The sequence below is a fragment of the Helicobacter cinaedi PAGU611 genome, assembly GCF_000284635.1.
GTDB classification, from domain to species: Bacteria; Campylobacterota; Campylobacteria; order Campylobacterales; family Helicobacteraceae; genus Helicobacter_C; species Helicobacter_C cinaedi.
In genome coordinates, this window is sequence record NC_017761.1 from 338,981 (window position 1) to 359,212 (window position 20,232).

The following is a 20,232-nucleotide window of genomic DNA, read 5'->3' on the forward strand; positions in this document are numbered from 1 at the left end:
GGGCGTGGCCGATTCTACATCCACTCTAGAATCTTGCTTACCTCATTTGCTTCAAAGCATTTGATTGTGGCATTTTTGGGCTTTTTAGCAAGGATAACTTTTTCAAATCCATAGTTTTCTAGCTCTTTTAGCCTTATCTCAATATTGCTAACTTCGCGTATATCGCCTACAAGTGAAACTTCGCCCACAAAGGCAGTTTTAGGACTAAGCGGACGATTTTTAAAGCTTGAGACAATACTTGCAATAACGGCTAAATCCGCACTTGGCTCACTTATCTTTATGCCACCTACGACATTGACAAATACATCATATCGTCCAAGTGGCATATCAAGTTTTCGCTCCAAAAGAGCTAAAAGCATATTCAAGCGGTTAGTATCAAAGCCTGTGCAAGAGCGTTTAGGATAGGCAGATTCACTCACAAGGGCTTGAATCTCAATGATAATAGCTCTACTCCCCTCAAGTAGCACAGCCACAGCACTTCCAGCTTGGGCTGAACGCTGATTGAAAAAAAGCCTTGAAGCGTTTTTGGCACTCACAAGCCCACATTCTTTCATCTCAAAGATTCCAATTTCACTTGTTGTGCCAAAGCGATTTTTAAAGCCCCTTAGCATTCTTAGTTCTTTGCTTGGATCACCTTCAAAATACAGCACACAATCTACCATATGCTCCAAGATTCTAGGTCCGGCAATGGAGCCTTCCTTTGTGATATGCCCGATGATAAAAATGCTGATATTTCGCTCCTTTGCTAACCGCATAAGTGCAAAGGTAACTTCACGCACTTGTGAAACACTACCGGGTGCGGAAGTGATTTCCGGGGAATATATCGTTTGGATAGAATCTATCACGCATAGGCTGTATTTCCGCTCATTTAGAGCTTGTGTAATGCTACTTAAATCAATTTCATTGAGCAAAAAGAGATTTTCACTTACAGCACCCAGCCGAGTGGAACGCATTTTAATCTGCCCAGCACTCTCTTCCCCACTCACATAGAGAATCTTAAGGGCTGATTTTTCTGCTAAATTTCCTGCAATTTTTAATAAAAGTGTAGATTTGCCAACACCCGGACTGCCACCGATAAGGTATAGCCCACCGGGCACAATGCCCCCACCAAGCACAATATCAAGCTCTTCTTCATAGGAAGTGAAATGCTGAATAGATTCAAATTGAACTTCTGTAATGGGAATAGCGTGGGTTGTGGGATTGTGATTTTGACTTGCAAGGCTATATTTTTTCATTTCACCTTTAAGCTCAACTAAACTATCCCAACTCCCGCAACTGCTACATTTTCCAAGCCACTTTGGGCTTTGCCAACCGCAAAATTGACATTCAAAAACTACACTTTTTTTTGCCACCTTAAAGCCTTAAAAAATACTATCAAGCAGAATCTTCACATATTCTTGTTTGTCAAATTTCAATAAATCATCAGCCTTTTCGCCCACACCTATGAAACAAATGGGGATTTTAAGCTCACTTACAATGCTAAAAATCGCCCCTCCCTTGCTTGTGCCATCAAGCTTTGTGATGATAATGCCATCAAATGTAATATTTTGTGAAAATGCCTTAGCTTGATTAATCGCGGAGCTTCCCTGTGTGCCATCAAGCACAAGGAATTTTCTCAAAGGCAAATCCCGTAGGGCTTTTTGACAGACACGCACGATCTTTAAAAGCTCATTATTGAGATTTGTTTGATTATGCAATCGCCCTGCGGTGTCAATGTAAAGCTCATCAATATTTCTTGCTAAAGCGGAATTAATGCTATCAAAGGCAACCGCACTTGGGTCGTGCATATGTTGTGTGGCAATCACAGGAATACTAAGCCTTTCACCCCAAAGCTTAATTTGCTCAATGGCAGCTGCTCGGAAAGTATCTCCTGCAGCCAACATTACCTTTTTGCCTTCTTTTTGTGCGAGATTGGCAAGTTTAGCAATGCTTGTGGTTTTGCCTGCCCCATTTACACCAACGATTAATGTAACAAGAGGTTTGATAGAATCTGTATTTTCTAGTAAGGGGGAAGATTCAATTTCAAGCAGGGCGATTAGGGCTTTATGCAGTGCGTCTTTAGAGACATAAGGAGGCAGAGAATCTAAAATAGATTCTACAAGCTCGTATGCAATATCGCATTCAATCAAAATCTCTTCTAGCTCATCTTTGCTTAACTTGTCCTTTTTTGAGCCAAGCAGTGAGGCGATATTTTGTGTGGTTTTTTGGAGGGTTTTACTTAGGGATAAAATCATTTTTGCTCTTGAGTTTGGGTTGGATTTGAATCTTGCTCTTGCGGGATATTATCAAGGATTTCAATCTCATCTTGTGCTTTAGCATCAAGCTTATCTTGGATAAGATAGCGTATGTCAAGTTCTATCATCTCTTCAGGCACTAATCCCACATAGTCAATCACTTTCTCGCCTTGCTTATCATATAGGGCTATGTAGCTTTGCTTTTCATCTTTGCTTAGGAAGTTTAGCAGATTCTTATCGTCATTTGGGGCATAAAGCTTGAATCTTGGATTGATAGCATTGATTTGATCTTGCAAGGCTTGTAAATCTTCTTTTGGGCTAATGGCAACAATGGATATAAACTCTTGGTATTTATTGTGTAAATCAAGGATATGGAGTAGCTCATCTTGGCATTGTGTGCAGTCTTTGGAGATAAAAAAGAGCAAGGTTGGACGCTCATCTTTGGTTTGAAACACGCTTTGAGTTTGGTTTGTTTTAAACTTCAAAGATTCATTTTGCGTGTTTGTAACTTCAATATTGAGAATCTTATCTTGCCCTCCGCCCTCAAAACCAAAGACATCTTTGTCCCTATCAGCCTCATCACTACACGCACTCAAAAACACCGCCATTACCACACATATAAGCAAAGTTTTAAGATGAGATTGTCTTGGTAGAATCTGTAAAAACTGCATTGCTTCTCTCCAAAGTATAGGTTTTGTGCTATCATTATATCCAAAAAAAGGATTAATAATTACCAAACAAGACTTTAGAAAAGTAGCAAAAGCATTTTTGGGATATAAAACGCGCTATGCCTCGTTGCAAGATAGGTCGTTAAATCCCGCACTTTTTAGAATCTTAAGGCAAAAGGGTGCAAAAAATGTGCTTGTGTATATGCCTTTTGGCAATGAAGTGAATATTTTCCCGCTCATCTCCACGCTTCGCAAAAAAAAATATCGTGTTTTTGTGCCTTATATACAAGAATTTTATTTTAAAATGATACCATTGCGAATGCCATTGCAAAAAAATGTCTTTGGCATTTATGAGTCAAATAATTCTACATTTAATTTAATAAAAGTTGATGCGGTGATTATCCCTGTTTTAGGGATAGATAAGGATTTTAGGCGTATTGGTTTTGGCAAGGGTATGTATGATAGATTTATGTCTTGCCTGAAGAAAAAAGTTTATGTTATTTTTGTAGCAAGAAGTCCAAACTACACTCCAAGCGTGATTACAGAATCTTATGATGTGCAAGGAGATTGTTTTGTAACCCCATCGGCTTTATGTTTAAGGAAGCACAATGGAAGTATGGTATGTCATAGGCGGTATAACCTTCGCGTTATTGGTGGGCGTGAGTGTGTATCTTATCACAAGAAAGATTTTTAACTCTCACTCCCAAGTGATTATAGAGCAAGCCAAAGCAAAGGCAAAGGCGATTGAGTATGAGGCACAAGAAAAGCTAAAAGATCATAAGATTCATATTAAAGAAGAACAGCTTAGGCTTCAGCAGGAGTTTGACAAAGAGAATGTGAGATTAAAAAAAGAATATGAATCTGCTCTAGCGGAATTTGAAAAAGAGGAGCAACGCCGCTATCAGCAACTCAATCATCAAAAACAACAAGTTGAGAAAGAAAAGCAGGAAATTGCCGAGCTTAAAATCAAAGTTTTGCGTTCCCAAAGTGAGCAGGATAAACTCAAGCTTGAATATCAAAACGCAAAAAAAGAAATGCTAAATCTTATAGCAAATCATGCAAAAATGAGTAGAGAGGAAGCCACGAGCATTTTGCTTTCACATCTTGAAGAAGAACTTGCTGATGAAAAGGCTATGCTTATCCGTAGATATGAGAGGGAGGCAAAAGATGAAGCCAAAAAAAAGGCAAATTATATCCTTGCCCAAGCCACTACGCGTTATGCGGGTGAGTTTGCTACTGAACGCTTGGTTAATGTTGTCAATCTTCCAAATGATGAGCTAAAGGGACGCATTATTGGTAAGGAAGGGCGAAATATTAAGACTTTGGAGCTTATTAGCGGGGTAGATGTCATCATTGATGATACGCCTTGTAGCATTATTTTAAGTAGTTTTAATCTCTACCGCAGAGCCATTGCTACACGCACGATTGAAAGCCTTGTGGAAGATGGCAGGATTCAGCCTTCACGCATTGAGGAAGTGTATGAACGCATTAAAAATGAGATGGATGAGCAAATGCGTCAAGATGGCGAAAATATCGTGCTTGATATGGGGCTTGGCTATATGCACCCAGAATTGAAATTTTTGCTTGGCAAAATGCGTTATCGTGCATCTTTTGGGCAAAATGCCCTTGGGCATTCTATTGAAGTGGCAAATCTTGCAGCCATTATCGCTGGAGAGCTTGGCGGAGATGAGAAACTCGCACGAAGGGCTGGAATCTTACACGATATAGGCAAAGCACTTACCCAAGAGCTTGGTGGTAGCCACGTGGATTTGGGCGTTGAGGTTTGCACCTGCTACAAAGAACATCCTGTTGTGATTAATGCTATCAAAGCTCATCACGGCTATGAGGAGATAAAAAGCACAGAATGTGCTGCTGTGTGTGCTGCAGATGCGTTATCTGCTGCGAGACCGGGGGCTAGGAGAGAGGTGCTTGAAAATTTCCTAAAAAGAATGCAGGATATTGAAAATATTGCGATGGATAAAATCGGCGTGAAACAAGCCTATGCTATTAATGCGGGTAGAGAAGTGCGTGTGATTGTAAGGGCGGACTTGGTCAGTGATGAGCAAAGTGTTGTGTTAGCACGCGATATAGCCAAAGAGATAGAATCTAATTTACAATATCCGGGTGAAATTAAAGTCAGCGTAATACGAGAGCTAAGGGCTGTGGAATATGCAAGATAAGTGTCATAAAGGCTTCAAAAGTTTCAATCAGGATTCTAACATTTTTGCTTGGTTGCCTGTTTTGTGCGTTACTTTTGGTGCGTTTATCTTTAATACTTCGGAGTTTATACCTATTGGGCTTTTAGGTGCGATTGGCAATGACTTTTCTATGAGTGATTCTGAAGTTGGGGTAATGCTAACTATCTATGCGTGGGTGGTAGCTCTTGCGTCTTTGCCGCTTATGCTCTATTTTGCACAAAGCAATCTTAAATCCCTTATGCTAGGCGTTATTTTTGTATTTGTGCTTAGTCATTTCATCTCTGCTTTAGCACAAAATTTCATTATGCTTGTAGCCTCTCGCATAGGCGTAGCCCTATCTCACGCACTCTTTTGGTCTATCGCCTCTGTTATGGCGGTGCGTGCTGCCCCAAAGGGTAAGCAAAGCAGTGCATTGGGCTTTGTGATTACAGGGAGTTCTCTTGCTATGATTGTGGGGCTGCCGCTTGGGCGTATGATAGGGCTATATGTGGATTGGCGGGTGAGCTTTTTGTGTATTGGACTTGTGGCATTATGTGTTGGCATTGCTTTCTGGCGAGTGTTTCCTACTATGCCAAATACGCAAAACATTTCGCTAAAAACGCTTCCTACACTTCTGCATAACAAGGCATTTATGAAGATTTGCTTTCTCACGCTTGCATTTGTGAGCGGACATTTTAGTGCATATACTTATATTGAGCCATTTTTGGAGAATGTGGCTGGGTTTAGGGCTAATTCTATTACTTTTGTCTTGTGTTTGTTTGGGCTTATGGGTGTGGTTGGCAGTGTGCTATTTGCGAGATTCTATGAGAGATTTCATTTAGCCTTTGTGCGTCTTAGCCTTTTTGGTTTGGGTTTTAGTATGCTTTTGTTGTATGTTGTGAGTGAATCTAGTGTGGCTACTACGCTACTTTGTGCGATATGGGGGCTGTGCTTTATGCTTTTTGGTGTGATTTTTCAATCACAAGTGATTGCTGTTGTGCCAAATGCTACGGCGGTAGCAATGAGTATTTATTCGGGTATTTTTAATGTCGGTATAGGCAGTGGGGCGTTGATTGGCGGCTTGGCATATACGCATTTTGGGATAGAATCTATTGGCTTTGTGGCAAGTGGGATATGTGCTTTTGCGGCGTTATATTTTGTGAGTGCTATGGGCTTTGCGAAAGTGTTTAGGAAGTTTAGGCGAGTGTAAATTATTTAAGTTTCTTCACATAATCACAAGCAAATTGATTATCCATTTCACACGCGCGAGAGTAAAGGAGCTTGGCTTTTGTCAAATCTTGAGGGGTATTTAGCCCTTGCTGGTAAATCTCGGCACTAAGCACACACGCATACAGGCGGTTTTCATCACAGGCTTGTGAATCTAGCTCAAGGGCTTTTTGTGTAAAATCTTTGCTTTTTTGCAAATCCTGCTTGACATTCACACCATAAAAATAATATGTCCCAAGCATAAAACACGCATTTTCCATATCACGCTCACATAGAATCTCAAGGTATTCTAAGCCCTTTTGAATATCCTTTGCTACGCCGTGTCCATCAATAAGTGCTACCGCTTGGATAGAGCACCACTCCACAGCCCCTTCTTTACACGCTTCTATACTATTTTCATAGCCTAGCTGATAGAACTGCTGGGATTTTTCTAGATTTGCTTTAGAATCTTTTTTATCCTTGGATTTTATTTCATAATAATTACCAAGGTAAAGGCAAGCACCTGGGTGCTTACTATCACAGGCTTTTTTTAGAAAATCACTTGCCTCATCACCATTTTTACTCCAGCGTGTTACACCTTGATAAAAGAGTAAATCTGCTTGGCGGATTGATTGCACGAGCGGAGAGAGGGTAGATTCTGCATTGTCTTTATCCATTTGCTCATTTTCACTAGCAAGGGCAAATGTGGAACATAAAAGCATAAGAAAAAATAAGATTCTCACTAGCTACTCCTTTTGTTGAGATGCACGAGTTGGGGGAAGTTATGCGTTATCATTTGATTATGTGAAAAGAAATTTTCAATATGTTGTGTGATTTGCTTTACATCACTTAAGCTATTGATAAGATTCCTAAACTCACTCGCCCCCTCGTGTCCTTTGGTGTAGGCGTGGAGATTCTTGCGAAACATAATCGCCCCCCTTTCCCCATAAAATTCTATCATTTTATGAAAATGCTCCAATACAAGTTCTTTTTTGACAATGGGTGGGATTTCCTGCGTATTGTTTTTAATCTGCCAGAAAATCCACGGCGAAGTAATAGCGGCCCGTCCTATCATCACACCATTTGCACCGGTATGCTCTAGCACCTTTTGGGCTTTTTCCACACTATCAATCTCGCCATTAGCAATAAGGGGCATAGGAATATTTTGCTTAATATACGCGATGGCATCATAATCAATCTTTTCTTTTTTGTAACCATCTGCTCTCGTGCGTCCGTGCACCACGACAAAATCAGACTTCACATCTTTTAGGGCTTGGGCTATCTCGTGGGGAATCTTTTTATCAAAGCCAAGGCGGACTTTTAGACTTGTGTAGGGCGTTTTAGCGTTTTCTTTAATGAGATTAGCAATTTTGACTAACAGATTTAAATCTTTTAGAAGTCCGCTTCCATTGCCGTGATTTGCGACCTTTGGGGCGGGGCAGCCACAATTTAGATCAATTATATCAATGTCCTTTTGAGTGTTTAGAATCTCAACTGCTTGTTTGATAACCTCTTCTTTTGAGCCAGAGATTTGCACACTATAAGGCTGCTCTTGTGGGGATTTTTCAGTCATTTTGAGCGTGCGTTTATTGCTATATACAAGGGCGTGAGAGCTTATCATCTCACTTACGGTTATATCCACGCCAAAGTCCTTAACCACGCTACGAAAAGGCAAATCTGTATAACCTGCAAGAGGGGCTAACATCAAAAGATTCTTAAATTCAATCATTTAATTTCTCTGCTTATAGTCTGTGTAGTCAAAGCGTTTGAGAATCTCAAACTTGCCATTTGTGTCAATCACGCCAAGAAAGGGTAGGGGGATTCCATTAAAGGTGTTGTTTTTTACAATCGTGTAGTGGAGCATATCTTCAAAAATAATTCTATCGCCAACAAGCAGTGGCGTATCAAAGCTATAATCGCCTATAACATCACCAGCTAGGCAGGTTGGACCACCTAAGCGATAAGTATATTGGGCGATATTAATCCCTTTATCAGATTCTATATTGCCATCTTTGCTAAGTTTGCAAAGGGTAGGGCGGTAGGGCATCTCAAGGCAATCAGGCATATGAGCCGCCGCACTCACATCAAGTATGGCTACCTTGCCTTGATTTTCAACAATATCAACCACCTCGCCTATAAGAAAGCCCACCTGCCACCCCACTGCTTCGCCCGGCTCCAAAAACACCTCAATATCATTGTGGCGTTGTTTAAAATCTTTGATAAGATTGATAAGCAACTCGCAGTCATAATCTGCCCGAGTGATGTGATGTCCGCCGCCAAAATTCACCCATTTTTTGTTTTTAAGATAGATTCCAAAATGCTTTTCAAAATGTGGCAATGTGCGTGAAAGGGCGGCAGAATCTTGCTCACAATGTGTGTGAAAATGCAACCCATCAATACCTTGAAGTCCATATTGCTGCACACCTTTTGTAAATTCGTTTGGGGTAATGCCTAAGCGGGAAAGTGGCACACAAGGATTATAAATAGGTGGCTCTACCTCGCTATATAACAGATTCACACGCAGTCCCACTTCAATGGGAGAAAGATTCTGTGTTAGGAGTGTTTGATTTTTAGAATCTATTAGGGGCTTAAACTTCTGCCATTGATTAAAGGAATTAAAAATAATATGCGTAGCATATTCTAAGATGGATTCAAACTCACTTGCTTTGTAAGCTGGGGAAAAGACACATATTTCTTTATGTTGCACACTAGAATCTTGTGTATTATCTTTGTCCTGATTTGCCCTGCCACCTATCTCTTCATAGCCTAACCTTGCTTCATATAGTCCGCTTGCTGTGCTTCCACTTAGAGTGTGTTTAAGTGTGTCAAATCGTCTCCAAAACGCATAGCCTTTGAGTGCTAGGAGAATCTTTGCTCCACTTTGCTTTTGAATAGATTCTAAGATTTTAAGATTGTGATTAAGCCTTTCTTCTTCTAAGACATAAGCGGGTGTTGGAATCTCTAAAAGTGTGAGAGGGTTTCGCATATTTGGCTCACCCTACTATTTAAGGGCGAATTTTCTCACCGCAGCTTCAATCTCAACGGGATTTGATTTAGAGATAAATTCATCAGCATCAAGGGAACGAGCCATATCTTCATTGCTACTTCCGCTCATTGATGAATTGACAACGATAGGCAAATGCACAGTGGCAGGATTGCTTTTGACTTGTTTGATAACTTCAAATCCGCTTGCTTCAGGCATTTCAAGGTCTGTGATAATCATACCGATTGAGTTGATGTCTGTCGTTGGCGAGAAAAGATAATCAAGCAAGTGTTTTCCATTGATAAAATCGTGATGGATAACACCAAGTTTATTAAGGATAAGCTGCATTGTGCGTAGCACCGTTGGGCTATCATCAGCAAGAAGTATGCTTTTTGTCGTATCCACTTGAGAGATTTTAGCAATGCCTTCTTCTTTGTCTTTTTCAATCCACGGGAAGACATCAATCAGCATTTTTTCAATATCCACCACCTGCACTAGGCGTCCATCAAAATATCTTGTGCGGCTCACAAGCTTGCCATTATGCCCGCCACCACCGACACCTACACCTTGCTCAATCTCTGTCCATTTTTTGTTTAAGATTCTATCCGCTTCGTAGATTCTTACCCCAATTGTCCAGCGTGAAAATTCACAAATCATAATAATATCTTCTTCCCCCGGCTCCCGCTTCACACCATAATCACGCAGATTCCTAGCCTTATTGCTACTATCATAATAAAACCATTTACGCATATCAATAAGGGGGATTGTCAGCTCACGAATGGTAATAAGCCCTTCAACTAAGCTATTATTCTCGTGTGTAACGACGGTAAGCATTCCGCTGTATTTGATAACTTCACGAATCTTAAAAACATTTACCGCATATAAATCCTTACCCTTTTCTAAGCGGAAACAAAGTAGCTGTAATTCATTGTTTTTGTGAAGGCTTGTTACTTGATCTATCTTTGACATACTCGTTTTTGACATAATCACACCTCAAATTTTCAAAAATAGCTAATCATAGCACAATTTCACTAAATCTAACTTTATGTATTCTTGTCTTTAGTGAGTTTTGAGCTAAAACGCACTTTTATGACAAGCACAAGCCACCGCAAGATTCCATATACCACATATCCGCTCATCAACACACACAAAGTTTCCTGTGGATTCACATACACAATGCCAAGCAGTAAAATCACGGCAATAAATGACTTAAAATTCCACTGCATTTTTTTAAAGCTAGGATAGCGGATATTACTTACCATAAGGATACTGATAATAAAGCTCCCAAGCAACATTACATACCCATAGTTATAATTTTCAATCAATTTATATTCTAAATCAATCAGCACCCACAGCATCACAACAACTGCCGCGGAGGGAATAGGCAGACCAATAAAAAAGTTTGGTTCGCTACTTGTAGTGATATTAAATCTTGCCAATCGCACCGCCCCAAAGATAACAAAAATTGCCGGCACACACGCTCCTAGCCGCCCATAATCTATGCCGATATAAAAATAAAGTAGCATTGCTGGAGCTACGCCAAAAGCTACAACATCGGCTAGAGAATCAAACTCCACTCCAAATTTGCTTGCCGTGTTTGTAAGCCTTGCTACGCGTCCATCAAGCCCATCAAGAATCATAGAGGCAAGTATCAGCCAACACGCCATTTCAAAATTACCCTTTGAGGCATAAATCACGCTTAAGATTCCTAAAAAAATACTCCCTGCGGTAAAAAGATTAGGTAGGATAAAAAGTGGATTAAACTTCATAGAAATATCCTAATACACTTTGTGAAGCACTCACTCTATCGCCAATACTCACTTTCAGCTCAATTTCGTTAAATGAATTTTTAGAATCTTGAGGAATAGTGATTTGTGTCATTCCTGCTTTCATAAAGCCCATGCGTTCGCCTAGCTCCAAATGACTATAAGCAAAAAGTTCGTGAGAAGAGAAGAAGATAGGGAAAAATTCCATAGAGAATACACAATCATGGTTGTTTTCAAAACGCATTGTAGCGTTGAGCTGGGCTTGTTTTTGTTTATTACAGCAAGTGAGAGACAAACCTTTTTTTTGACTTATCTTGCCTTCAAAAACATCGCAAGGTGCGCGTATTATACCCACATCAAGAAAGCTTGTTTCAATCTTGATATGCACTTCATTATTTGTAGAGTAAACATCTCTTACAATACCATCAACGGGCGAGACAAAGGCGTTGTTTTCGTGCGTTTGTGGAATCCGCTCCGGATTTCTAAACATAGCAACCCACAAAATGAGAAAGACAAGCGACACAAATCCACACAAAGTCCAATCAAACAAAGCACTGATAAGAAATAGGGCAAGAAGCACACCTGTGCCAATCCAACCTTGTTTTGCAATGATTTGTGTTGTTGTCATATTCTCTCCTTACTCTTCTTCCTCAATAGGCACAAGACGCGTTTGCAGCTGATTTTCCTTTTCATACTCTTCAATGATCTCTCGCACCCTAGCCCCATCAATCACCTCTTTTTCAAATAGTTCTTTGACCATATTTTCAATCGCGTCCTTATAATCGCTAAGAAGCTTTTTTACGTGCGTGTAGCGTTCATCAAGTGTGTTTTTGATATGAGTATCAATCTCTTGGGCAAGTTGTTCGCTAAATTCCCTTTGTGTGCCACCACCGCCTAAGAATGTATTGCGTTGCTTTTCAAGCACCATAAGTCCGCTTACATCAGTCATTCCATAATAGCTAATCATTGATTTTAAGATTCCAGTCGCTCTCTCCAAGTCGTTACTTGCTCCAGTTGAGATTTCCCCTAGGAATACTTCTTCAGCTGCCCTACCGCCTAAAAGCACATCTACTTCTGCCATAAGCTCGTGCTTTTGCATAAGGTAGCGATTTTCTTCAGGCGTGTGAAGTGTGTAGCCAAGAGCTGCCATACCACGCGGAATGATAGAGACTTTATTTACCCTATCCGCACCTTTTGTCATTTCAGAGACAACAGCGTGTCCGCTCTCGTGGTAAGCTACAATCTTTTTTTCTTTTGGCGAGATTCTACGAGACTTTTTCTCTAGCCCGGCAATGCCCCGTTCCACCGCTTCTTTAAGGTGTTTTTGACTGACTTCTTTCTTATTTTCTCTGCCTGCAAGCAATGCGGCTTCATTAATAATATTTGCTAAATCCGCCCCAGCAAGCCCTGCGGTGAATTTTGCTATCTCGTGTAAATCAACATCTCGTGCCAGAGAAACATTTTTGATATGCACTTTGAGAATCTCAAGTCGCCCTTCAAAATCAGGCTTATCCACAAGCACTTGCCTATCAAATCGCCCCGGACGCAACAATGCAGGGTCTAAAATCTCAGGGCGGTTAGTCGCCGCAAGGACAATAACAGGGGCAGATTCAGAGCCAAAGCCGTCCATTTCAGCTAAAAGCTGATTAAGCGTTTGTTCTCTTTCATCATTGCCACCTACCATACTTCCAGCGGCACGGCTTTTACCAATAGCATCAATCTCATCAATAAAAATAATGCTTGGTGCATCTTTTTTTGCCATTTCAAACAAATCTCTTACCCGACTTGCCCCAAGTCCAACAAACATTTCAATAAAGCTACTTCCGCTCATTGAGAAAAATGGCACATTTGCTTCACCTGCCACGGCTTTAGCTAAAAGCGTTTTTCCAGTCCCCGGAGGTCCTACTAACAGCACCCCGCGTGGAATCTTAGCGCCAACTGCCGCATACCGTTCGGGGTATTTGAGAAAATCTACAATTTCTACAACCTCTTCTTTTGCTTCTGCATTTCCTGCCATATCATCAAAACGCACATTAGGTTTTTCGGCATTCACAAGCTTTTTGGCGTTCCCCATACCAAAGATTCCACCGCCCATACTTTTTTGCATACGAGCTGTTAGGAACATCCACAAAGCAAGAATAATAAAAATAGGCAAAAGCATATTTACAAGATCGCCTAAGAAACTCCCCTCACTAAAGCCACTATACTCAACCTTTTTTTCATCTAGCAGTGGCACAAGCCCAAGGTCTGCCACCTTTTTGGTCGTATAAAGTGTGCGTGGGGAAGTGTGTGCTGAATAGGCTTTGATATAAGTCTGTCCAATGCTTACAGAGCTAATTTCACCCTTAGCTATAAGCTCCTTTAGCTCATTGTAGCTAATCTCTTTTGTAACGCTCCCTCCGATAAGTTTATCGGTTAGCGACTCGCCATTTGGTGAAAATAGCTTAAACAAAAGTAAAGCAAGAATCACAAAAATCGCAAAAGTAAGAAATGGATTTTGCTTAAAAGGTGGTTTTTTATCATTATTTTCCATAATTATTGTCCTTTTATTCTATTCTAGTGTTAGTTTCAAGGCTACCCATTCATCTTGGCAACGAGATTCTAGCACTTTAAAATCACTAAAAGTCTGCATTATATCAAATTTATATTCATCAAGTATCCCAGAAAGGATTAAAACGCCATTTTTTGCTAATTTTGCCTTAAAATCATTGTGTAAAAGCTTCACAACAAAGGCAATGATATTGGCAGTAATGACATCATAAGTTGGCGGAGAATCTTCCGGGGCTTGAGCGATACTACCAAGCCAAATATCGCATAAAGTTGTATTATTGAGCTTAGCATTTTTGTGTGTTTCTGGCACAGCACTTGCATCAGTATCACACGCATAGGCTTTCGCACCAAGCTTGTGAGCGGCTACACTTAAGATTCCACTGCCACAGCCCACATCAAGCAATGTTTTATTGTGTAAATCAAGTTGGCTAAGAAATTCCAAACACATCGCTGTGCTTGCGTGATGTCCAGAGCCAAAGGCAAGGGCGGGATTGATGATAATTTCGTGTTTGACTTGTGGGGATTTAGAATCTTTATCTTCATATTGCGATTCATACCACGATGGGCGGATATAGAAGATTCCACTAGAAATAGGCTGTATAGAATCTTGATAGGCTTTTATCCAATCGCAATTTGCTTTTTTCTCAATGTGATAACAAAAGCCAACAGATTTGTCAAAAATCGCTGAAAGGTTTAAGGCATAGGTTTGTAAAGATTTAAGGAGACTAGAGATGTCAAAATCATCTGCTAGGCGGATAATAATTTGTGTGGGTTGAGCATTGTCGCTATTGTTTTGAGATAGGGCTTTGGCTTGTAAAATGCTAAAATCATTAAAGCTCTGCCAAGAATCTTCATCATAGCTAATGGCAAATGGATTTGAAGCAGATGAGTTTAAAGTGGGGAAAATGTCTAAATATTCTATCGCAGAAGAAGTTTTGTCTGTAATAAAATCAGCGAATTGCTCTAAAAAGTGGCTTGGGTGGATAATAATCTCCCAATATGTTTGATGTTCCAAGCCATTCATTAAGACTGAAGCCTAGTCTTCATTCACACCTAGCACGACTTCAAGCTTTTCTTTGAGAACTTGAGGCGTAAATGGTTTTACAATATAGTTATTTACCCCAGCTTTTAAAGCCGTGATGACTTCAGCTTTGCCCCCTTCAGTCGTTACCATAATAATGGGAATAGTCGTATATCGCTCATCAGAACGCACTTTTTTAACCAAATCTAATCCATTCATCTCTGGCATATTCCAGTCTGTAATAAGCACCTGTATGCCCTCAGTAGTGTCCATAATCTGCCAAGCTTCCACGCCGTGTTCCGCTTCTAAAATATCCTCATAACCTAAGCGTTGGAGAGTATTTTTTATAATCCGTCTCATCGTAGAGCTATCATCAACAACCAGCAGTTTCAAGTTATCTCCTTCTTTAAATGTGGCTATCATAAATAAACCGACATTTTAGCATATCTTTATATACAAGTTAGATGAATCCTTGCATTTTTTTCAAAAATCGGCATTTTATCTTAGTCTCTAAAAAATTGCAAGGCTTCTTTTAGGTTTATTTTTCCTTCATAAAATGCCTTGCCTACGATAACACCGCCAATATAAGGGCTTTTATCAAGTGTGTGTAGCTCATCTAGCCTTGCAAATCCCCCACTAGCAATGGTATAAATTCCACTACTTTGAGCAATGCTTTCCGTCCAGTCAATATTAATCCCACTCAATGCCCCATCGCGGTTAATATCTGTGCAGATAATAGCTTGGACTTTGCTACCTGCAAACCTTGTTGCTAGAGTTTGTGAATCTAGTGTGCTTTCTTCTACCCAACCTTGTGTGGCAACCTTGCCATTGCGTGAATCAATCCCAACAGCCACGGGATAAGATTCTGCCATAGTTTTGACAAACTCCCAATTTTCTGTGGCAATAGAGCCTAGAATCACCCTTACACCCATTTGTGTGTAAAGCTTAATGCGGTTTTCATCGCGGATTCCCCCACCGACTTGCACTTGCAGCGTGGTAGAAGCAATAATCTTTTCAATATGTGTAAGATTCTTTGGAATCCCAGCCATTGCTCCATCTAAATCCACAATATGCAAAAACTTAGCCCCCATATCTTCAAAGCTTTTAGCAAAGTCCAAAGCTTCCCCATAGACTTTTGCACTTTGCATTTCGCCCTTAAAAAGTCGCACTGCCTTGCCATCTTTTAAATCAATCGCGGGATAAATATCAAGTGCCATTCTCACTCCTCATCTGGCTTAATATTATCATACATCCATTCCGCACACCAGCCCACAAACGCAAAAACTAAAAACGCATAACGCACATTAAAATAATTATCTGAAATGGCTAACACAGAGGTGCAAATAAAACAAATGATAATATTTAAGACAAGTAGGGCAAAATTCATATATTCATAGAATCCAAATAAGTCTTTATGCCTTATCATTACCCAAATGAGCAGTCCAACGCCCACAACTAAAGCAAAAATATCAAAATATGCATAAAGGTTATCGCGAAAATAATAAGGTTGCAAGGAAAGGGCAAACAACACAGCAATAACAACATTGACTGGAGGACGCATATCATAGAGCATTTTACCGATTTGATTATGCTGATTTGGGTGTATGCCAAAAATTAAAAATAAGAGTGGGACATAAACAAATAATATATAAGCACAAGCTATCAGCACAATGCGTGGCAAATAATCCACTAAGAGTTCAAAAAAGCCACGATGATAAATACTCCCTTCAATAGCAAACATATCCATAATATCTTCAGTCTGCGTTGTATGTGTGCTTTTAAGAATCACAAGATAGATAAAGACAATGCTTAGGCTTAGCATAATTACTCTTTGTAAGGCATTACTTGTTTGATACCAACTACTCATAATCACAAATACCCCACTTAGCACAAATCCACAGAGCAACAAAAAAATGCTTAGGCTATCAAAAAACTGATCTTCACGGATAAAAATCAAAAATAAATGCGAGAAAGATTGCGAAAATTGTGAAGTGAAAAGGGTGAGATTTGTAAAAACAAAAAGAGCAAACAAAATCAGTGAAAAAATAACTTTTATGCGTGTATTATTAATCATTTATATCCTTTTAATAGTTTCTTAGAAAATAACCATCTATACCATCGGCAATACCAAGTGCTAGAAATTTTTGATATTCTTTTTTGGCAATAAGCTTCCCTTCATCTTTGTGTGAAGCATAACCAATTTCAATAAGGACGGAAGGCATTAATGCTCCAGCCAAAACCCAAAAAGGACCTTCCCTTACAGCTCCATCGTGGGTATTATGTGTTTGCTTTACAATATTGAGTATGCCTGATTGAATCTCAATAGCAAGTTTGTGTGAAGCAACAAGATGAAAGCTACTGATGGTATTTAAAAATGATTTCGTAGCAAAATGGCTCATTGTTTCAATATCGCCTTGGTTTTCTGCCTTTGCCACTTGTTCGGCACGCTCACTTCTAGCAGGAGAGAGAAAGTAAGTCTCTACGCCACTTGGCGTTTTAGGAGAATCTTTTGGCATTGAATTAGCGTGAATGGATACAAACAAATCCGCATTTTTCCCATTGGCAAATTCTGTGCGTTTTCGCAAGTCAATATACACATCACTATTTCGTGTCATATATACAATGTATCCACGATTTTTAAGCTCTTGTGTAAGTAGTTTGGCCACTTCAAGCACGATGACTTTTTCACATATCCCTTCCACGCTCTTTGTGCCACAATCCTTGCCGCCGTGTCCTGCATCAACAACAATTTTTTTTCCAGCCCCAATTTTGCCTTTTTGTTCTTTTGGCGGTTGCGTGTCTTTTGTGGCAATTTCATCGTCTTTTTGTTTGGCTTTATCTTTAGATTCTGTTGTGGCTTCTGCTTTTGTGCTAGGCTGTTGGGCTTGTGATGGGCTTGTTGGCTTTGACTGTGTATTTTTTGAATCTAGGCTTTGTGGAGTGCTACTAGATTTGTTTTTTGGTTTAATGAAAATATAGAGATTCTCTTTTTCTTTGATGAGTTCATATTGGGATTTTGGCTGTGTGTTGATGACAATTCTTACAATTTTTGGCGTATTTTGTGCCACTTGCAAGGTTGAATTATCTTTGAAAATAAAATTCCGCTTTGGAATAGTGAGATTTGCTTCGAAATCAACAAAATACCTATTATCTTGGAGTTTTTTCACTTCCCATTTGAGGTTAGCAATATCTTGTGCGAATACGATTTTAAGATTCCCATCGCCAAAAGGCACCATTTTAACAATGCGATGCTCCCCAAACACACATACAGCAATAAATGCAATAATCGCTATAATCCGCAATATCAAGCCCTAATCTCGCACTAGTTCGGCAATGATTTCTTTTACCGGCTGAATCTTTTGGATTCTATATCCATTCGCCCCTGTAAAGTATAGCCCTTGCTCTCTATCACCCATAAAGCCTCGCCCTAGTGAATCTGCTATGCAGTAGCCCACTTTTTTTGCCTCCACGCCTCTATGGCAGGGTGAGACGCAGTTGCTGATACAGCGTATTTTTGGTGCATTGCCTTGGGCTAATCTATCAAAGATTCCAGTTTTCACCGCCCTTGCTGGATAGCCAACGGGGGATTTGACAAGCTCAATATCTTCTTTTGTAACTGAAGGCATTAAATCCCTATACGCCACTGCATCACATTCCAAAGAGCCAAGCCACCTTGTTCCCATTTGCACACCACTAGCACCCAAAGCCATCATTCTATCAATATCGCTTCTATCCCAGATTCCACCAGCGGCGATGACAGGGATATTGCCCCATTTTTCTGCCTCATCTACCACTTGGGGCAGGACATTTTCAAGCTGATATTCTTCTTTAAAGCAATCTTCATAGCTAAATCCTTGATGCCCTCCGCTTAATGGTCCTTCCACCACGACTGCATCGGGGATTCTGGCGTATCTATCCATCCAACGCTTACAGATAATTTTTAAAGCCTTAGCTGAAGAGACAATCGGCACAAGAGCGACATCAGGGAAATTTTTTGTAAATTCAGGCATATTTGTGGGGAGCCCAGCGCCCGTTACAATGATATTTGCTCCAGCCTCACACGCATCACGCACCACGCGACCATATTCATTAATAGCATAAAGTATATTTGCCCCAAGTGGATTATTGCCACAGATTTTACGCGCATTTTTGAAAATCTCATTGAGAGCGTGTTTTGAATAAAAATTAATCGCTTCAAATGGTTTGGAATTTGTGATTTTTTCAACAAACTGCATTTTTTGATAATATCCTGTGCCAACAGCACTGATAATGCCAAGTGCTCCTTCTTTAGAGACATTACCAGCTAGTCTATCCCAGCTAATCCCAACGCCCATACCACCTTGAAAAATTGGATACTTAATCGTGTGTTTGCCTATTTTAAGTGGTTGTAATCCCATCACAAATCCTTATTTTATAATCACTTTTGCAAATCGCCTTTTGCCAATTTGAACAATGTATTCCCCAGATGATAGCTTAAGATTTTCATCAGTTATCTTTTCTTTATTGATTTTCACAGCCCCAGCACGAATATCTCGGCGCGCTTGAGAGGTGGATTCACAAAGTTGTGCGTAAGTAAGCACTTTAGCTATCCACTCATCTTTTTCACAAGTAAATGTAGCTAAATCCGCAGGAATCTCATCTTTGCTAAACACATTGTCAAATTCTATTTTAGCTTTTTTTGCTAAATCAATGTTATGATAGCGTTGCGTTATTTCTAAAGCAAGTTGTTCTTTAACACTTTTAGGGTGTGCTTTTTGGCTTTCCACTTGTGCTTTAAGCTCTGCAATCTCTTGCAAACTAAGAGATGAAAGCAACTCATAGTAACGCCACATCATCTCATCGCTAATGCTTAGAATCTTGGCATACATTGTATTGGCAGATTCAGTAACACCGATGTAATTATTGAGCGATTTGCTCATTTTATTCACACCATCAAGCCCTTCAAGCAAAGGCATAGTCATCACCGATTGTTCTTTATCTAGTCCATAACTCCTTTGCAAACTTCTGCCTACTAAGAGATTAAACTTTTGATCATTCCCCCCAAGCTCAATATCGCATTCCAACGCCACAGAATCATAGCCCTGCAATAATGGATACATAAATTCCACCATTGAAATGGGCTGATTGTTGTTGTAGCGTTTGGTAAAGTCATCTCGTTCAAGCATACGCGCCACTGAAAACTTTGAAGTTAAATGTATGATTCCACCAGCTCCTAGCTCACTTAGCCATTTTGAGTTAAAGCATACTTCTGTGTATTTGGGATCTAGCACTTTAAAAACCTGCTCTTTGTAAGTAATAGCATTTGCTTCTACCTGCTCTTTGCTTAAAGGCTTTCTTGTCTCACTTTTGCCACTTGGATCACCGATAGTCGCGGTAAAATCGCCAATCAAAAACTTCACATCGCCACCATATTTTTGAAAAGTAGCAAGTTTTTGTAAAAGCACCGTGTGTCCCAAGTGTAAATCAGGTGCGGTAGGGTCAAATCCAGCTTTAACGCAAAATCGCTTTCCATTTTTATAGAATCTTTCTACTAAAGTGTGGATATAATCTTCTCCTATGAACTCCACACAGCCTCGCTTTAGCTCTTGCATTGCTTCTGTTATACTCATATTTTGTTCCTTTCTTAA

General features: G+C 40.0%; 20 protein-coding genes. 3 read left to right on the top strand and 17 right to left on the bottom strand.

Annotation, left to right across the window (positions count from 1 at the left end; genetic code table 11):
- Positions 1–14: 14 nt before the first annotated feature.
- The 3 genes from radA to HCN_RS01705 are packed head-to-tail and all read right to left on the bottom strand — an operon-like array spanning position 15 to position 2,905.
- Positions 15–1,352: a DNA repair protein RadA gene (gene radA / locus HCN_RS01695; RefSeq protein WP_014666365.1), complete on the bottom strand. Its 1,338-nt coding sequence runs from the start codon at positions 1,350–1,352 to the stop codon at positions 15–17.
- Between the two features lie 9 nt (positions 1,353–1,361).
- A complete protein-coding gene (gene ftsY, locus HCN_RS01700) occupies positions 1,362–2,234 on the bottom strand; it encodes a signal recognition particle-docking protein FtsY (RefSeq protein WP_014666366.1) in 873 nt (290 codons plus the stop codon).
- Positions 2,231–2,905 carry a TlpA family protein disulfide reductase gene (locus HCN_RS01705; protein ID WP_002957173.1) on the bottom strand — a complete coding sequence of 225 codons (675 nt, stop codon included), beginning with the start codon at positions 2,903–2,905 and terminating at the stop codon, positions 2,231–2,233. The genes ftsY and HCN_RS01705 overlap by 4 nt, the downstream gene beginning before the upstream one ends.
- Before the next feature lie 97 nt (positions 2,906–3,002).
- Between HCN_RS01705 and HCN_RS01710 the strand changes: the two genes are divergently transcribed.
- From HCN_RS01710 to HCN_RS01720, 3 genes are read left to right on the top strand one after another with little or no spacing between them, the layout of a single operon-like run.
- Entirely contained in the window at positions 3,003–3,596 is a 594-nt protein-coding gene (locus HCN_RS01710) for a 5-formyltetrahydrofolate cyclo-ligase (RefSeq protein ID WP_014667513.1), read from the top strand.
- On the top strand, positions 3,511–5,082 hold the full coding sequence (gene rny, locus HCN_RS01715; protein ID WP_014666367.1) for a ribonuclease Y: 1,572 nt from the start codon (positions 3,511–3,513) through the stop codon (positions 5,080–5,082). Before HCN_RS01710 ends, rny begins: the two co-directional genes overlap by 86 nt.
- On the top strand, positions 5,072–6,289 hold the full coding sequence (locus HCN_RS01720) for a sugar transporter (RefSeq protein ID WP_014666368.1): 1,218 nt from the start codon (positions 5,072–5,074) through the stop codon (positions 6,287–6,289). Before rny ends, HCN_RS01720 begins: the two co-directional genes overlap by 11 nt.
- 1 nt (position 6,290) lies before the next feature.
- Here HCN_RS01720 and HCN_RS01725 read toward each other — a convergent pair whose 3' ends face one another.
- The 14 genes from HCN_RS01725 to tyrS form a co-directional block, all read right to left on the bottom strand.
- Positions 6,291–7,028 carry a tetratricopeptide repeat protein gene (locus tag HCN_RS01725; RefSeq protein WP_002957169.1) on the bottom strand — a complete coding sequence of 246 codons (738 nt, stop codon included), beginning with the start codon at positions 7,026–7,028 and terminating at the stop codon, positions 6,291–6,293.
- On the bottom strand, positions 7,028–8,011 hold the full coding sequence (locus tag HCN_RS01730) for a tRNA dihydrouridine synthase (protein ID WP_041309585.1): 984 nt from the start codon (positions 8,009–8,011) through the stop codon (positions 7,028–7,030). Before HCN_RS01730 ends, HCN_RS01725 begins: the two co-directional genes overlap by 1 nt.
- A gap of 3 nt (positions 8,012–8,014) precedes the next feature.
- Positions 8,015–9,271, bottom strand: a complete 1,257-nt coding sequence (gene nspC / locus HCN_RS01735) for a carboxynorspermidine decarboxylase (RefSeq protein WP_014666370.1) — start codon at positions 9,269–9,271, stop codon at positions 8,015–8,017.
- Positions 9,272–9,286: 15 nt separating this feature from the next.
- Entirely contained in the window at positions 9,287–10,252 is a 966-nt protein-coding gene (locus HCN_RS01740) for a chemotaxis protein (RefSeq protein WP_014666371.1), read from the bottom strand.
- A 59-nt stretch (positions 10,253–10,311) separates the two neighbouring features.
- Complete coding sequence (gene pssA / locus HCN_RS01745) at positions 10,312–11,037, bottom strand: CDP-diacylglycerol--serine O-phosphatidyltransferase (RefSeq protein ID WP_002957165.1); 726 nt, start codon at positions 11,035–11,037, stop codon at positions 10,312–10,314.
- Positions 11,027–11,662 carry a phosphatidylserine decarboxylase gene (locus tag HCN_RS01750; RefSeq protein ID WP_014666372.1) on the bottom strand — a complete coding sequence of 212 codons (636 nt, stop codon included), beginning with the start codon at positions 11,660–11,662 and terminating at the stop codon, positions 11,027–11,029. The genes pssA and HCN_RS01750 overlap by 11 nt, the downstream gene beginning before the upstream one ends.
- 9 nt (positions 11,663–11,671) lie before the next feature.
- Positions 11,672–13,567, bottom strand: a complete 1,896-nt coding sequence (gene ftsH / locus HCN_RS01755; protein WP_002957163.1) for an ATP-dependent zinc metalloprotease FtsH — start codon at positions 13,565–13,567, stop codon at positions 11,672–11,674.
- Positions 13,568–13,585: 18 nt separating this feature from the next.
- Positions 13,586–14,608: a 50S ribosomal protein L11 methyltransferase gene (locus HCN_RS01760; protein WP_014666373.1), complete on the bottom strand. Its 1,023-nt coding sequence runs from the start codon at positions 14,606–14,608 to the stop codon at positions 13,586–13,588.
- 12 nt (positions 14,609–14,620) lie between these two features.
- Positions 14,621–14,998, bottom strand: coding sequence for a chemotaxis response regulator CheY (locus HCN_RS01765; protein ID WP_002957161.1), 378 nt, complete (start codon positions 14,996–14,998; stop codon positions 14,621–14,623).
- A 110-nt stretch (positions 14,999–15,108) separates the two neighbouring features.
- Positions 15,109–15,822: a 1-(5-phosphoribosyl)-5-[(5-phosphoribosylamino)methylideneamino]imidazole-4-carboxamide isomerase gene (gene hisA, locus HCN_RS01770; RefSeq protein WP_014667633.1), complete on the bottom strand. Its 714-nt coding sequence runs from the start codon at positions 15,820–15,822 to the stop codon at positions 15,109–15,111.
- A gap of 2 nt (positions 15,823–15,824) precedes the next feature.
- Entirely contained in the window at positions 15,825–16,679 is an 855-nt protein-coding gene (locus tag HCN_RS01775) for a hypothetical protein (RefSeq protein ID WP_014666374.1), read from the bottom strand.
- 10 nt (positions 16,680–16,689) lie between these two features.
- The gene (locus tag HCN_RS01780; protein ID WP_014666375.1) at positions 16,690–17,907 is read right to left on the bottom strand and encodes an N-acetylmuramoyl-L-alanine amidase; all 1,218 of its coding nucleotides are present in this window, start codon (positions 17,905–17,907) and stop codon (positions 16,690–16,692) included.
- Positions 17,908–17,916: 9 nt separating this feature from the next.
- On the bottom strand, positions 17,917–19,002 hold the full coding sequence (locus HCN_RS01785; RefSeq protein ID WP_002957157.1) for a nitronate monooxygenase: 1,086 nt from the start codon (positions 19,000–19,002) through the stop codon (positions 17,917–17,919).
- A gap of 9 nt (positions 19,003–19,011) precedes the next feature.
- Entirely contained in the window at positions 19,012–20,214 is a 1,203-nt protein-coding gene (gene tyrS / locus HCN_RS01790; protein ID WP_014666376.1) for a tyrosine--tRNA ligase, read from the bottom strand.
- Positions 20,215–20,232: the final 18 nt, after the last annotated feature.